The sequence below is a fragment of the Myxococcus sp. MxC21-1 genome (assembly GCF_032612255.1).
Taxonomy (GTDB): Bacteria; Myxococcota; Myxococcia; order Myxococcales; family Myxococcaceae; genus Myxococcus; species Myxococcus virescens.
Genome location: NZ_CP123278.1, coordinates 1,853,955 through 1,867,385, shown reverse-complemented (window position 1 = coordinate 1,867,385; position 13,431 = coordinate 1,853,955). Strand labels below are relative to the sequence as shown.

General features: G+C 71.3%; 11 protein-coding genes. 5 read left to right on the top strand and 6 right to left on the bottom strand.

The window, feature by feature from the left end; all coding sequences use genetic code 11:
* Window positions 1-46 precede the first annotated feature (46 nt).
* The gene (locus tag QEG98_RS08860; protein ID WP_316566392.1) at window positions 47-3,220 is read right to left on the bottom strand and encodes an SDR family NAD(P)-dependent oxidoreductase; all 3,174 of its coding nucleotides are present in this window, start codon (window positions 3,218-3,220) and stop codon (window positions 47-49) included.
* Entirely contained in the window at window positions 3,148-4,158 is a 1,011-nt protein-coding gene (locus tag QEG98_RS08855) for an AMP-binding protein (RefSeq protein ID WP_316566391.1), read from the bottom strand. Before QEG98_RS08855 ends, QEG98_RS08860 begins: the two co-directional genes overlap by 73 nt.
* 87 nt (window positions 4,159-4,245) lie before the next feature.
* On the opposite strand from QEG98_RS08855, the gene QEG98_RS08850 reads away from it, so the two are divergent.
* Window positions 4,246-5,748 carry a class I SAM-dependent methyltransferase gene (locus tag QEG98_RS08850; protein ID WP_316566390.1) on the top strand — a complete coding sequence of 501 codons (1,503 nt, stop codon included), beginning with the start codon at window positions 4,246-4,248 and terminating at the stop codon, window positions 5,746-5,748.
* 114 nt (window positions 5,749-5,862) lie between these two features.
* The gene (locus tag QEG98_RS08845; RefSeq protein ID WP_316566389.1) at window positions 5,863-6,840 is read left to right on the top strand and encodes a fatty acid desaturase; all 978 of its coding nucleotides are present in this window, start codon (window positions 5,863-5,865) and stop codon (window positions 6,838-6,840) included.
* A gap of 9 nt (window positions 6,841-6,849) precedes the next feature.
* Here QEG98_RS08845 and QEG98_RS08840 read toward each other — a convergent pair whose 3' ends face one another.
* Both QEG98_RS08840 and QEG98_RS08835 read right to left on the bottom strand, forming a co-directional pair.
* Window positions 6,850-8,016, bottom strand: coding sequence for a pyridoxal phosphate-dependent aminotransferase (locus tag QEG98_RS08840; RefSeq protein ID WP_316566388.1), 1,167 nt, complete (start codon window positions 8,014-8,016; stop codon window positions 6,850-6,852).
* Window positions 8,017-8,034: 18 nt separating this feature from the next.
* On the bottom strand, window positions 8,035-9,306 hold the full coding sequence (locus QEG98_RS08835; RefSeq protein WP_316566387.1) for a class I SAM-dependent methyltransferase: 1,272 nt from the start codon (window positions 9,304-9,306) through the stop codon (window positions 8,035-8,037).
* On the opposite strand from QEG98_RS08835, the gene QEG98_RS08830 reads away from it, so the two are divergent.
* Window positions 9,292-9,495 (top strand): hypothetical protein, encoded by a 204-nt coding sequence (locus tag QEG98_RS08830; RefSeq protein ID WP_316566386.1) that lies wholly within the window; start codon window positions 9,292-9,294, stop codon window positions 9,493-9,495. The genes QEG98_RS08835 and QEG98_RS08830 overlap by 15 nt on opposite strands.
* Before the next feature lie 52 nt (window positions 9,496-9,547).
* Here the strand turns inward: QEG98_RS08830 and QEG98_RS08825 are convergent, their stop codons facing one another.
* Window positions 9,548-10,573: an ABC transporter permease gene (locus QEG98_RS08825; RefSeq protein ID WP_316566385.1), complete on the bottom strand. Its 1,026-nt coding sequence runs from the start codon at window positions 10,571-10,573 to the stop codon at window positions 9,548-9,550.
* A 60-nt stretch (window positions 10,574-10,633) separates the two neighbouring features.
* Window positions 10,634-11,521, bottom strand: a complete 888-nt coding sequence (locus tag QEG98_RS08820) for an ABC transporter ATP-binding protein (RefSeq protein ID WP_316566384.1) — start codon at window positions 11,519-11,521, stop codon at window positions 10,634-10,636.
* Between the two features lie 114 nt (window positions 11,522-11,635).
* Here QEG98_RS08820 and QEG98_RS08815 point away from each other — a divergent pair, with 114 nt between their 5' ends.
* Window positions 11,636-12,457: a 1-acyl-sn-glycerol-3-phosphate acyltransferase gene (locus QEG98_RS08815; protein ID WP_316566383.1), complete on the top strand. Its 822-nt coding sequence runs from the start codon at window positions 11,636-11,638 to the stop codon at window positions 12,455-12,457.
* Window positions 12,454-13,401, top strand: coding sequence for an SDR family oxidoreductase (locus QEG98_RS08810; RefSeq protein ID WP_090484221.1), 948 nt, complete (start codon window positions 12,454-12,456; stop codon window positions 13,399-13,401). Before QEG98_RS08815 ends, QEG98_RS08810 begins: the two co-directional genes overlap by 4 nt.
* Window positions 13,402-13,431: the final 30 nt, after the last annotated feature.

Below are 13,431 nucleotides of genomic sequence, written 5' to 3'. Positions count from 1 at the left end.
GTAGGTGGACGCTACAACGGACGGGACGGAGGGACTACCGCCTCGCTCACGTGGGCTCCAACACGCGCAGGAGCAGGTCCACCTGCGCGTCGCTGAGCACCGAGATGTCCAACTGCGTCAGGTCCACCACGCGCCGCACGTGCTCCGCCAGCGCCGTGGCCGTGGGGTGCTCGAACAGGGCCACTTCGCGCAGTTGCAGGCCGGTGCGCTCGTTGATGCGCGCCACCACCCGGGTGGCCTGGAGCGAGCTGCCGCCCAGCGTGAAGAAGTCAGAACCGGCGCCCACGCCCTGGGCTCCGAGGACCTCGTGGAAGGCGTCCATCACCACCGTCTCGAATGGCCCGGCGGCGGCTCCGTCCCCCACCCCGGAGAGGTCGGCGGCCAGGGCATCACGGTCCACCGCGCCGTCCGCGCGGCGGGGCCATTCCGGCAGGGGATGAAGGACCGCGTCGGAGAGTCCCACGGGCAGGACGTCTCCCGGCCGCTGCACCAGGAAGACATGGGCCGTGTCCAGGCGCTGCCCCTCGCCCAATCCCGCCTGACGCCAGGGCCAGGCCGACGCCACCACGCCTGACAGCAGGTGCGCGGGCGCGTGCTCCACCGCCAAGGCCACGGAGGCCAGGGCCTGGGATGGCTCCAGCACCCGGTAGCCCGGCGGCGCGGCCCCCAGTGAGCGCGCGAGCCCCGTCTCCCGCACCTGGCTCAGTGATACCGCCACCGCGTGGCGGCCCTGTGCGGTCAGCCGCTCGGCGAACCGTTCGAGGAAGGCCGTGCCGGCGCAGTAGGCCGCGTGGCGGCCCGCGCCCAGCGTCCCCATCAACGACGCCGCGAAGACGCAGACGGCTTGGGGCCTGTCCTTCAAGACGGTCGCGATGGCCCTCGCGCCCAGTGCATGTGCGGCGGCGCCTTGTACCAGTGTCTCCGGCGTCTCGTGCTCCAACGCGACGGGCGTCAGCGTGCCCGCGAAGTGGAAGGCGCCGTCGAGCGACTGACCGAAGTGCGCCTCCGCGTCGCGCACGGCATTCCGAAGCGCGACCTCGTCCGTGACGTCCACGGAGACATACTTCGAGGTGCCCAGCTCGGACTCCAGCGCCCTCGCCTCGGGCCCATGAGGGCGCCGCCCCACGAGCAGCAGCCGGGCGTCCAGCCCCTGCCGCAGCTGACGTGCCCATTCACGTCCCAGGCCACCGAGCGCGCCTGTGACCAGGTAGAGCCCTCCCCGCTTGAGGCGCTGGGGTGCCGCGAGCGGTGGCGGCGTCCATGGGGTGAAGACGCGCTCCCACCGCGTGCCTTCCCGCCACGCCACCTCGCGCGCGGCATCCTGGGAGGCGAGCTCGCGGGCGACAGCATGGGCGGTGGCGGATACGTCCGGAGGCGTCCATGCCACCCGCACTTCCAGCCCCGGAACCTCCGCCACGGCGCTCCAGAGCAGGCCCGGCGTCAGCAAGGCGGCCAGCGAAGCCGCGTCGTCTCCTCCCGACTCCGGAAGCACCGCGAGCACGCGCACGACCGGAGCGTCCTCGCCTCGGTTGGACAGGGACTGGAGCACATGAAGCAGTGGCGCCATGCGAGACGCCACCGCCGCTTGCGGCACGGCATCCGAGGCCGTGCCCTGGGCAGGTGCGGCCAGATGCGCGGCCGGCGCCGCCTGCATCGCGCCGTCCGAGGCCGTGCCCTGGTCAGGTGCGGCAACGCCCCCGGACACGCCTCTGCCAGGCGCTCTGGAGGCAGCGTCCTGGTGGCGCTCATCCGGAGCCGTCATCTCCTCGCGAAGCAAAGACTCGCGGAGCGCGGGCGTCTCCTGCGCCTCCGGAAGCAGCACCACCACGTCGCCACAGGGCACACGGCGCTCCGCAAGGGCCTCAATGGCACGAACGAGCTCACCGCTCGCCTCCGGCGCCACCCGCACCACCTCGCGGCCATCGGCCTGTTCGCGCAATGCCTCAGTGAAGGCTTCGTCCGCGATGACGACCACGGCACCGCGTGTTCCCGCCCTGGTCGCCAGCGGCCGAGGCACCCACCGGGACACCGCCAGGCACGGCGGCATCGTGGCGGGTCCGCCCAGGACGCTCAGCGCGCGGTGGTACTCGGCCCCCAGCTCGCCCGCCTCGAAACGGCGCCGCAATTCGGTGCGGCCCCGCTTCCCCAGCTCCGTGCGCGGCACCTGCTCGCGCGCCAGGGGCAACAGGTGCGCGACATGGAAGCCGAGCACCCGGCCCACCTTCTCCCGGATGCTCCGCAGCAACTCCGCCAGCGGCGGCGCATCCGGCGTAGGCACGAAGCAGACAGCCAGTTCATCCGTCTGTGCCGTACCGCTCCGCGTCGGGCAGGCCACGGTGTACGACGGCAGCACGCCAGGAACCGACTCCACCACCTCCTCGATGTCCTGCGGGTAGACGTTGTTGCCGTGGAGGATGAGAACCTCCTTCTGGCGCCCCGCGATGGACATCTGCCCGTCCTGAATCACGGCCATGTCCCCGGTGCGAAACCAGCCATCGGCCGTGAAGGAGCGCGCGTTGAGTTCCGCGTCATCCAGGTAGCCGGACAGCACCTGCGCACCCCGGGCCTGCAGGTGGCCGACCTGACCTTCGGGAACCACCGCGTCGGTGTCGTCCACCACACGCAGGGCCGCACCCACCGGAGGCGGTCCCAGCTCCGTCGCCCCTTCCACGGGATGGGTCCGCACGCCCCGCGTCATCGAGAAGAAGGACGAGGTCTCCGCCATGCCCCAGGCCGGGCACACCGCGTCCTCGCGCAGTCCGCTGTCGCGCAGGGGCTCGGAGAAGCGCCGGAGCGTCGCGGGCAACACGGACTCGCCACCAGAGGCCAGCACCCGCACCTGCTCCAGCCGCCACGCGCGGCGCTCCTCGTGCTCCAGCCGGTCCGCCACCAGGCCGTAGGCGAAGTTTGGGGCCCAGCTCATCGTCCCGCCGAACTCCGTGAGCAAATCCAGCCAGCGCAGCACGTCCGCCAGGACGTAGTCGCGCGCCACCAACACATGGGGCGTGCGGGTGCGCAGCGCGAGCAGGTGGGGGTAGCTCGTCCCCGCCACGTGGTCCAAGGGCATCCAGCTCACGCCCACATCCCCAGGCAGGTACCAACCGCCGGCCACCATCCCCTCGCCCATCGCCATCAGGTTGGCGTGCTTCAACACCACGCCCTTGGGACGCCCGGTGCTCCCAGACGTAAAGGAGAGGATGGCGGGCGCCTCCGGGTCCACGGCCGCGAGGGGCCCCGGCTCCGCGCCTGACAGGGATTGCAGCGAAAGGGCGCGCAGCCCCGCCTCCGACAGCGGGGCCGTGGCCCTCGCCTCCGTGAGCAGCCACGGTGTCCCCAGCCGCTCCGACACCGAGATGAGCCGCGCGACGCCGGCTGCGAGCGCTCCAGCGACGCCGGCAGCGCCAGCGGCACCGGCACCACGCCGCCGAGCGTGCAGGCCCAGAAGCCACGCACGAAGTCACCCGGGCGCTCCATCGCGAGCATCACCCTGTCACCCGCCTTCGCGCCCCGCGCCCGCAGACCGCCCCACAGCCGGAGCGCCTCGTCCCAGAGCGCAGCGAACGTCAGCGTCTCCCGTTGCCCCTGGACGTCGATGAAGGTGATGACATGTTCGGGCGCGTGCGCCACGGCCTGCTGGAGCAGCTCGACGAGCGTCCGCGGCGCTCCCGCGGGCATGCTGCGCGGTCCTGAATCGATGAGGGAAGGCCGGCCGCCCGCGTCCATCCGCGCCGCAGCCCGGGCCGAAGACACGGATGCCACGCCCCCTGCCTTCAATCGCAGCGCGGCGGGAAGCAAGGCGTCCAGCGGCGTGTGGACCTCCTCGTCCCGCCGGGTCCCCACGAGCGCCACCGCCTCGATGCCCTGCTGCCGGAGCGCGTCCTCCAGGGCCTGAAGCCTCGCGGGCACGGGCGGCATGCACTGGCGCAGCGCCGCCGCGTCCACGTCGCCGGAATCGAGCCGGGGCAGCGCGTCCACCAGCGCCACGGCGGGCACATCCGGCCCCAGGCGCTCGTGAAGCAGTGCGTCCAGTTCAGCCGCTCGCACCGCGCGCCGAGGCACCACCCAGGCCACTTCGGGCGACACCCAGACGTCACGGACGCGCGCTTCCGCACGCAGGAACTCCTCGACGAGTTGCACCATCGACGCGCGTGATTCCATGTCTCAAGCGTATCAGAGCCGCTCCCGGCCCTGCCGCGAGGGAGCCGGGTTGCACCCGGAGGACGGGTGGGAACAAGCTGAGGGCCCATGGCCGCCCCCCACGAGCCCGTCTCCCTCGCACAGTCACTCCACTTCTGGGCGCGCAACGCCTCCAACGAGTCCGCCCTCTTCCAGACAGCGCTCCGGGTGGGACTCTTCGACGCACTCACCGTGGAGGGCCGTGGCGAACCACTGCCGGTGGAGACGCTGGCGGAGCGGCTCGGCTGTTCCGCGCGAGGACTCCGCTCACTGCTGGAGCTGTTGGTGTGCCTGGACTTCGTCCGCATGGACGACGAGCGCCGCTTCAGCCTCGCGCCCCACACCGCCACCCTCCTGGGCGACGCGGCCTTCCGCCAGCAGCTTCAAGCCGAGCTCCCCTGGTGGGGCCCCATGGGGATGCTGGCCGACGCCGTGAAGTCCGGCGAGCCGGTGGACTTCGAGGGACAGCGCTGGGACGTACTCAGCCACCTGCGCGAGCGACTGGTGGCGCCGACGCCGTTCGCCACTCCCGCGCACGAGGACTTCTTCGACCGCTTCACCCGCAGCGGCCTGCGTACCCAGGTTCTCCTGGCCGCGGGACAGAGCGGGTTGTTGGCGGCGCTCGCCGAGGACGTCCGCACGGAGCAGGCGCTGGGCGAGTCCACGTCCACGCGCGCCCCCGGGGTGCTGCTGGAAGCGCTGACCGTGCTGGGAATGACGCGGCGTCAGGAGGATGGGTGGGTGCTGACACCTGAGGCGAAGGCGCTGCTGGAAGGAAAGGCCCTGGCCTACCTGGTGCGCTCGCTGTCCGTGTCCGCGCGGTACTGGGAGGCCCTCGGACGCCTGGACGAGACGGTGCGCCACGAGCGCTACGTGCTCGACCTGAAGGACCCCGAGGTGAGCGGGCGCTTCTACGCGGACAACTCCCAGCAAATCACCGCCGTGTTCGCCACCCACTTCCAACTCAGCCGCCGCGCCGCGGCCACGCTCGCGGGCGTGCGTCCGCTGGAGGGCGCCGCGGTGCTGGACATCGGCACCGGCTCGGGCGTGTGGGGCGCGGCCTTCGCGCGCGCGTCGTCCTCCACACACGTCACGTACTTCGACCAGGCCATCGTGCTGGAGCAGGTGCGCCGCAACGTCGCGAAGCTGGAGGTCGCGGACCGGGCGCGCTTCTGGCCAGGGAACCTCTTCACTCAGGACTTCGGCGCCTCGGACTTCGACGTCATCATCCTCCCGCAGGTGCTCAACGTGCTGAGCCCGAAGGACGTCCCGGACATCTTCGCACGCGTGGCCCGGGCACTGCGTCCGGACGGCATCCTCGTCATCGCCGAGTACGTGCTCAACGAGCGCCGCGACGGCCCCCTGGACCACCTCTACTTCGGCTTCCGTCGCTTCATGACGAACGAGGGTGACCTGCTGTCCGCGTCCGAGTACGCGAAGCTGCTCGCGGACGTGGGCCTCACCACGTCCGTCTGCATCCCCCTTCCCACCCAGGAACTGGTGTTCGCCGCGCGAGACGGCGTGGCCCTGCCCACCGCGCTGGCCCCACCGCCCCGGCCGCCTTCTGTCTGACACAGCGCGATACATCTGACACAGCGCGATACATCTCCGGCCCCTCGCCTTGCCCGGAGAAGGGTGCCCGGTTAGCGTTCCCCCTGTCCGCCCCCTCGCCCCGAAAGGTCTCCCGTGAGCGCCGCGCCGCAGGAGGACAGCGACGCCCTGCCGTCCCCGGCCGCCCGGCCCGTGCGTGGCGTGCGCCCGACCTCCGTCGCCGCGAGGCTGCGCGCCGAATACGCACGAGAGGTCGCCGCGCTCGGCTACCACGCGCACTCCGTGCCCGGCGCGCTGGCCCATCTGGCGCTGCACCTGGGCCTGGCCGTGGCCATGGCGGCGGCGTTCGAGCTGCTGCTGCCACACGCGCCGCGCGCCGCCTGGCTCATGTACCCGCTGATGGCCTTCCTCATCGCGACGCGCTTTCGCGCGGTGGGCAACATGCTCCACGAGGCGTGTCACGGCATGCTCGTGCGCGGCAAGCGCCACAACCGGAACCTGGGACACCTGCTGGCGGTGCTCGACCTGACGGCCCTGGACCCGTATCGCAGGGACCACTTCAGCCACCATCTCCACCTGGGTGACGCGGAGAAGGACCTGGACTTCCAGCCGCGCCGCCGCTTCGGCTTCGCGGACCCGAACCGGCCCTTCGTGAAGTCCCACCTGCTGCGCCCCCTGCTGCTCATCCACCTGCCCGCCTTCATCCGCCCAGTGTTGTTCCACCGCGAGGACCCGGTCTGGGTGACGCTGCTGCGCTGGAGCTTCATCGGCGGCCTGCTCGCCGTGGCGCACTTCGTCGTGGGCTGGGACGTGTTCCTGCGGGCCTACGTCATCCCCTACTTCGTCGCCTACCAGGTCATCCGCTACTGGTCAGACGCGGTGGACCACGCGGGCATCATCTCCTCCGCGGACGAGTTCCACCGCTCCCGCAATCACGTCTTCGCGTGGGGCTGGCTCAACCGGCTCGTCTTCCCGCGCAACGACGAGTACCACCTCACGCACCACCTCTTCCCCGCGGTGCCCACGCCCTTCCAGGGGCGCGTGCATCAACTGCTGCTGCGCGACGCGGACTATGCCGCGCGCGAGCATGCCTTCTCGTCCCTGACGCGGTAGCGCGGGCGCTCAGCGCGCGGTGGCGCGCTCGATGGCGTCCAGCGCCTCGGAGAAGCGCTCCGGCGCGATGCCCAGTCCCAATCGGAAACCGTGCCCGCGCTCCAGCGGATGCGCTCCGTCCGGCGAGCCCGCCTCCATGGCGCTCAGCGGCAGGACGAACACGCCCGCGTCCGACAGGGCCTTGAGCAGCGTCTCCGCGCTGGCGTCGTCCCGAGCCTCCCGCAGGCCGATGCAGGTGACGAGCCCGCCCTGGGGCGCGACGCCATAGACACCGCGCGAGCGCGCCAGGAAGGCAGAGAGCGTGGCGCGATTGCGGAGCCAGTCCTCCCGAGCGCGGCGCAACGCAGGGCTGTCCAAGTCCCGCAGCACCTCGCGCGCCACCCACTCCGTCACCGGATTCACGGTGTGCGTCGTGTAGTTCTTCTCGTTCTGCATCCGCGACAGCATGGCCGTGTCGCCCACCGTCCAGCCGACGCGCAGCCCTGGGCAGCCCAGGCACTTGATGAAGGAGCCGGTGACGAAGTGCCGCGAGCCCGGCCGGTACACGGACGCGCCCAGCACGGACGTCTCCGAGGACAGGAAGCGGTAGTGCTCGTCCCCCACCACTGTCGCGCCCGTCCGCTCCGCCCAGCGCTCCACCGCCGACAGCAGTTCCGCCGTCAGCACCAGGCCGCTGGGATTGTGCGGGTTGTTGATGATGACGGTGTCGGGCTGCTCGCGCTCCAGCCGCTCCAGCCACAGGTCCGCGTCCACGGCCGGCACGCCGTTCGCGTCCCATGTCACGGGCAACCGCACCACCTCCGCGCCCTGACGCTGGGGCAGCTCGTAGAGGAGCTGGAACGCCGGCCACGCCAGGGCCACCTTGCGCGGGCGGAGCTGGCGGAACAGCAGCAGCAACGCCTCGCTGGTGCCGGTGGTGATGAGGACGTTGTCCCGCGTGGCGCCCGGGTGCATGGCCGCCACCGCGTCGCGCAGGTCCGCGCGGCCCCAGTTGGGGCTGTCATTCAAGGGCGTGGAGAGGAACACCTCGGCGGCGCGCTCGGCGCTGACGCCCGAGCCGAGGAGCAGCTCGCCCACGGTGACGGGGCGTCCACCGGACTCCCCCAGGTTGAAGCGCGCGGTGAAGCGCGAGCCCTCCAGGTAGTCCTCCATGAAGAAGGTGCGCAGCGGTTCCATGATGCTCCCGAAAAGGTATCAGGCGGAAGGGGCGACGTCCGGCCACGCGACGTCCCCCCGATGAGCGATGACGACCTGCTGAATGGGCATGTCGAAGCCGCGGGCGTCCGTGAGGCCCACCGGCCCCAGCAGCGCGCGAAACTCCGGCAGGGACAGCACGTCCCCCTCGTTCGTCACGTACCGGCGCAGCGCGAAGTAGAGCGCGTCCAGCGGGCCGTCGCGCCGGTCCGTCAGCAGGTAGCCGGAGATGAGCAGCAGCCCGCCGGGACGCAGCGCCCGAGCCAGCCGGGCGAAGAAGCTCGGGAGCTCCGAGGGCGGCAACGCGGGGATGATTTGCGGCAGCAGGATGACGTCGTAGCGGGACTCGCCGTAGTCCACCGAGAGGCAGTCCCCCGCCCACAGCTCGGAGCGGGCCTCCAGCTTCAGCTTCGCCAGGTGGGGGCGCACCGCGTCCAGCACGTGCGGCGAATCCAGGTACGTGACGTGCGTGGTGGGGTCCACCAACCCGAAGGCCGCGCCCCACACGCCCGAGCCCGTGCCGACGTCCAACACGCGCGCCTGTGCCAATGGCCGCATCGACTTCACCAGCGTCGCGGCCTGCCGGCTCAGCCGCAGGTGCGAGGCGAAGATGCTGGAGATGCGTGAAGCGTTCTCCTGGTAGATGCGCCGCGCCGTCTCCGGGTCACGCAGGTCCAACCGGAAGCGCTGCTCGCGCACCGCCTCGTCCAGGTGCCCCAGCGCCTCCCAGTAGGCCATGGTCGCCGGCAGCGCCCGCTGGAAGTACGGAAGGCTCTGGGCGTCCAGCGCGCGGCCCGCCGCCTCCGTGAAGCCCCAGCCTGTCTCCCGTGCCTGAACGATGCCCATTGCCGCCAGCGCGCCCAGGAGCACCTCCAGCGCCTCCGCCGACGCGCCCACGTCCCGCGTCAGCGCGTCCAGCGTCACAGGACCGCGCACCAGCTTCACCAGCACGTCCAGCTCCGCGGCCGTCACCAGCGCCAGCGTGCGCGCGGGGTTGCGGGCGAAGCGGTCATGGAAGTCCCGGGCCTCGGCGCTCGGGGTGGATGGCGCGGGCGACAGGAACAGCGCGCGGTACCACCCGAGCACGTCCCACGACGCCCCGCCCCACGCCACGGGGCCGCCACCGCGCACGGCCTGGGGCAGCAGCGCCAGCGGATGCCACCACCGCCGCGCCTCCCGCAGCCCGGCGATGAACGCCTCATCCCGGAGAAAGGCCGCGGTCGACGCAGGCAGCGAATACCCCCGCCCCTCCTCCAGGTGGACGAAGCCCAACGCGACCAGCGGCTCGACGACGGAGCGCGTCCCTCGCCGGTGCCGCCCACCCGCTTCGCGAGCACCTCCAAGGACACCGGCTCGCCCGAGCCCGTCTCCGGAAGGTGGCCGAAGAGGCCGAGCGCGAAGGCGGCCTGGAGCGCCGCCGCTTCGTTGCTGGCGTCTCGCGCATGGAAGTTGAGCTGCTGAACGAAGGCGGGGGACGGCGCGGAAACGGGCTGTGACACGAAGCAGCGCTCCTTTACGTCCAGCGGAACCAACGAAGGGCCAGCAGCAGTGGCACCACGGTCCACGCGGCCAGCACCAACATGGGCGCACCCAGCGAAGCCAGGCTTGCGCCCTCCAGCATGACGGCCCGCAGCGAGTCATTGATGGCCGTGAGCGGCAAGGCGCGGATGACCGGCTGCAACCAAGAGGGGAAGTTCCCGGACGCGAAGAAGACGCCGGAGACGAACATCATCGGCAGCGAGACGAGGTTGACGAGCCCGCCCACCGCCTCCTCCGTCCGCGCCCGGATGGCCACGAGCACGCCGAGCGCGGCGAAGCACAGCGCACCCGCGAGCCCCACGAGCGTCAACGTGAAGTAGCTGCCGAACATCGGCACGCCGAAGAGCCAGCGCGCGAAGGCACAGAAGAAGAGGATTTCCGCCAGCGCGAACCCCATGCGCGCCAGCAGATAGGACAAGAAGAACTGGGAGCGCCGCATGGGCGTCGCGGACAGCCGCTTCAGCAGCTTGCCTCCGCGCATCGCCACCAGCGAGCCCGCCACCACCCACAGGCTGCTGGACATCAACGACAGGCCCAGCAGGCCGGGGATGAGGAAGTCGACGTAGCGGTTTCCCGGCTCCGACACCGGCGTGGCCTTCACCACGGCGGCACGCGCGGTGTCTTCCGGCGCGGCGAGCGCCTGCGCCACCAGCAGCCGCGCAGTGCGGCCCTCCGCCTGGCTGGGGTCCACCAGCGCCTCGGGCACCGCGCCCGGCAGCAGCACCAGGGAGAGCTGCCCGCGCGCCAGCCGCCGCCGGGCGGACGCTTCGTCCGCGACCTCGGCCGACAGCTCCGGCACGCCCTCCAGCTTCGCCATCAGCGCCGGTGCGCCCGGCCCCTCCGCCACGGCCACACGCACCGGGCCCAGGGAGTCATTCCGGAACGCCAGCCCCAGGAACAGCGTGGTGATGACGGGGAAGATGAACGTCCAGAACAGCACCTCCGGCTGCCGCATCAACATGCGCAGCCGCATCAATACCAGCTGGCCCAGGGCGTTCATCAGGCCGCCTTCTCTTCCGCGGACTCGCGCAGGGAGCGGCCCGTCATGTCGATGAAGACATCATCCAGCGTGGGGCGCCGGGTGGACAGGTGCAGCAACTGGCCGCCCCCGCCGCCACCGGCGCAGCACCTCCGGCAGCGCCAGGTGCAGCTCCCGCACCCGCAGGGTGATGCGGCCGGCGTGCCGCTGGGCGGCCACCACCGACGGCAGCGGGCGCAACCGCTCCAAATCCGGCGAGGGCTCCGCCTCCAGTTCGATGACCTGCTCCGCGCCCAGCGTGGTGATGATGTCCCGCGGCGTCCCGCGCGCAATCACCCGGCCCCGGTCGATGATGACCAGCCGGTCGCACAGCACCTCGGCCTCATCCATGTAATGCGTGGTCAACACCACGGTGCGCCCGCGCGCCTTGAGCTGCGCCACCACGTCCCACAAGGCGCGGCGCGACTGGGGGTCCAACCCGGTGGTGGGCTCGTCCAGGAAGAGCACGTCCGGGTCGCCCGCCAGCCCCAGCGCCAGGGCCAGCCGCTGTCTCTGGCCGCCGGACAGCTTGCCCACCCGGGCATGGCGCTTCTCGCCCAGTTGCACCAGCCCGATGAGCGCCTCGACCTCCAGGGGGCGTGGGTAGAAGGAGGTGAACAAACGCACCATCTCCTCCACCGTGAGCTGGTCCACCAGCCGCGTCTCCTGGAGCGTCATGCCAATGCGCTCCCGCAGCACCCGCGCGTCCGTCTCCCAGCGCAACCCCAGGAGCCGCACCTCCCCCGAGGTGGCTGTCTGGAGGCCCTCGAGGATTTCCACGGTCGTCGTCTTGCCCGCGCCGTTGGGGCCCAGGAGGCCCACGCACTCGCCACGGCGGATGTCCAGGTCGATTCCGTCCACGGCGGTGACGTCGCCGAAACGTTTGACCAATCCCTTCACCTCGATGGCGAGCTCGTCCTGGTGTGTCATGGATGGGGGGCTGGGGGGCGCGCGGGCGAGTATCGCTCAACACCCGGCGGGTGCCCAACCAACCCGGTGTGGAAAGCGGCGGGGCCGGGCACGTCGGGGTGGTACGGTGCCCCCGTGGCCCTGACCGACTCATTGGAAGCCCGGGTGGACCGGCTGGAACTGCCTTTCAACGAATACGGCGTCGACCCGTACGGCATCTCCAAGTCTCACGTAAAACATGCGCTGCGCGTCTTTGGCGCCATCTACCGCTACTACTTCCGCGTGCGCTGTTACGGGGTGGAGCACATCCCCCCGCGGGGCCGCGGAATGCTGGTGGGCAACCACTCCGGCGGCGTGGCGGTGGACGGGGCCATGGTGCTGACGTCCACCATGTTGGAGATGGACCCGCCCCGGCTGGCGCAGGGCATGGTGGAGCGCTTCCTCCACAACTTCCCCGTGTCCTCGCTGTGGGCCAGCCGCACCGGCCAGTTCATCGGGCTGCCCGAGCACGCCAAGCGGCTGCTCGAGGATGACCGGCTGCTGATGATCTTCCCCGAGGGCGCGCGCGGCACGGCCAAGCTCTACAACGAGCGCTACTCGCTGGTGGACTTCGGCACCGGCTTCGTCCGCCTGGCGTTGCAGACGCGCTCGCCCATCATCCCCTTCGCGTTCCTGGGTGGCGGCTCGGCCGTCCCCACGGTGTTCAACGCGTACACGCTGGGGAAGCTGCTCGGCGTGCCCTACGTCCCGTTGACGCCCTACCTGTTGCCGCTGCCGTTGCCGGTGCAGTTGGAAATCCATTACGGCGAGCCGCTCGTCTTCCAGGGCACTGGGGACGAAGAGGACCACGTCATCGAGGGTTATGTGGAGAGGGTGAAGCAGCGCATCGCGGGGCTCATCGAGCGCGGCCGCGCGCAGCGGCACAGCCGGCGGATTGGGAGGAACCTGCTGCCATGAGGGTGCTGATTCCAGGCATCTCCGGAGGCATTGCCCGCCAGCTCGCGCTGCACCTGCACGCGCGCGGGCATCAGGTGGCGGGCATCGACACGCGCCCCTGGGCCGAGGCCAAGGAGGCCGGCATCCAGGTCTACCGGGGCGATGTGCGCAAGCGCGCCGCGGAGGACGTCTTCCGCCGCTGGCGTCCCGAAGCCGTGGTGCACATGGCCACCGTCACCGCCTTCACGGTGCCGGGCAAGGAGCGCGGGCGCATCAACCTGGACGGCACCAAGGCGGTGTTCGACCACTGCGCGGCCCATGGCGTGAAGCAGGTGCTCTTCGTGGGGCGGCACACCTTCTACGGCGCGGCGCCGGACTCGCCGCTGTACCACTCCGAGGACGAGCCGCCTCGCGCGCTGGAGGCCATTCCGGAGCTGGCGGACCTGGTGGCCGCCGACCTGTACGCGGCCACCGCGCTGTGGCGCCTGCCGAAGATGACGACGGCCGTGCTGCGGCTGCCCTACACCCTGGGGGCTCCCGGCACCGGCACGCTGTCCTCCTTCCTCAAGGGCCGTCGCGTGCCGCTGGTCCTCGGGTACGACCCCCTGTTCCACGTCCTCCAGGAGGAAGACGTGGTGACGGCGTTGACGCTGGCGCTGGAGAAGCAGGTCCGGGGCCTCTTCAACGTGGCGGGCCCTCCGCCGATTCCGCTGTCCGTCATCGTCCGGGAGACAGGGCGCAGGGCGGTGCCTTTGCCCGCGCCGCTGCTATCGATGCTGCTGGGCCGGGCCGGCCTCCCCCGTCTGTCAATGGGCGCGCTGGACCACCTGCGCTTCCCCATCGTCGTGGACAACCGCCGCTTCCTGGACGCCACGGGCTTCGAATACCGCCACAGCGTGGCGGACTCGCTGCGCATCTTCCGCGAATCCTCGCCCATCCTCCCTGCGGGGGGCCAGGGACGTTAGACTTCTCCCGGCAGCGGACCTGCTTCCGGG

What these genes read in the sequence shown, in the direction of transcription:
- QEG98_RS08825 (WP_316566385.1), bottom strand. Translation starts at nt 10,573, where the DNA reads ATGAACGCCCTGGGCCAGCTGGTATTGATGCGGCTGCGCATGTTGATG.
- QEG98_RS08840 (WP_316566388.1), bottom strand. Translation starts at nt 8,016, where the DNA reads ATGGAACCGCTGCGCACCTTCTTCATGGAGGACTACCTGGAGGGCTCG.
- QEG98_RS08850 (WP_316566390.1), top strand. Translation starts at nt 4,246, where the DNA reads ATGGCCGCCCCCCACGAGCCCGTCTCCCTCGCACAGTCACTCCACTTC.
- QEG98_RS08810 (WP_090484221.1), top strand. Translation starts at nt 12,454, where the DNA reads ATGAGGGTGCTGATTCCAGGCATCTCCGGAGGCATTGCCCGCCAGCTC.
- QEG98_RS08855 (WP_316566391.1), bottom strand. Translation starts at nt 4,158, where the DNA reads ATGGAATCACGCGCGTCGATGGTGCAACTCGTCGAGGAGTTCCTGCGT.
- QEG98_RS08820 (WP_316566384.1), bottom strand. Translation starts at nt 11,521, where the DNA reads ATGACACACCAGGACGAGCTCGCCATCGAGGTGAAGGGATTGGTCAAA.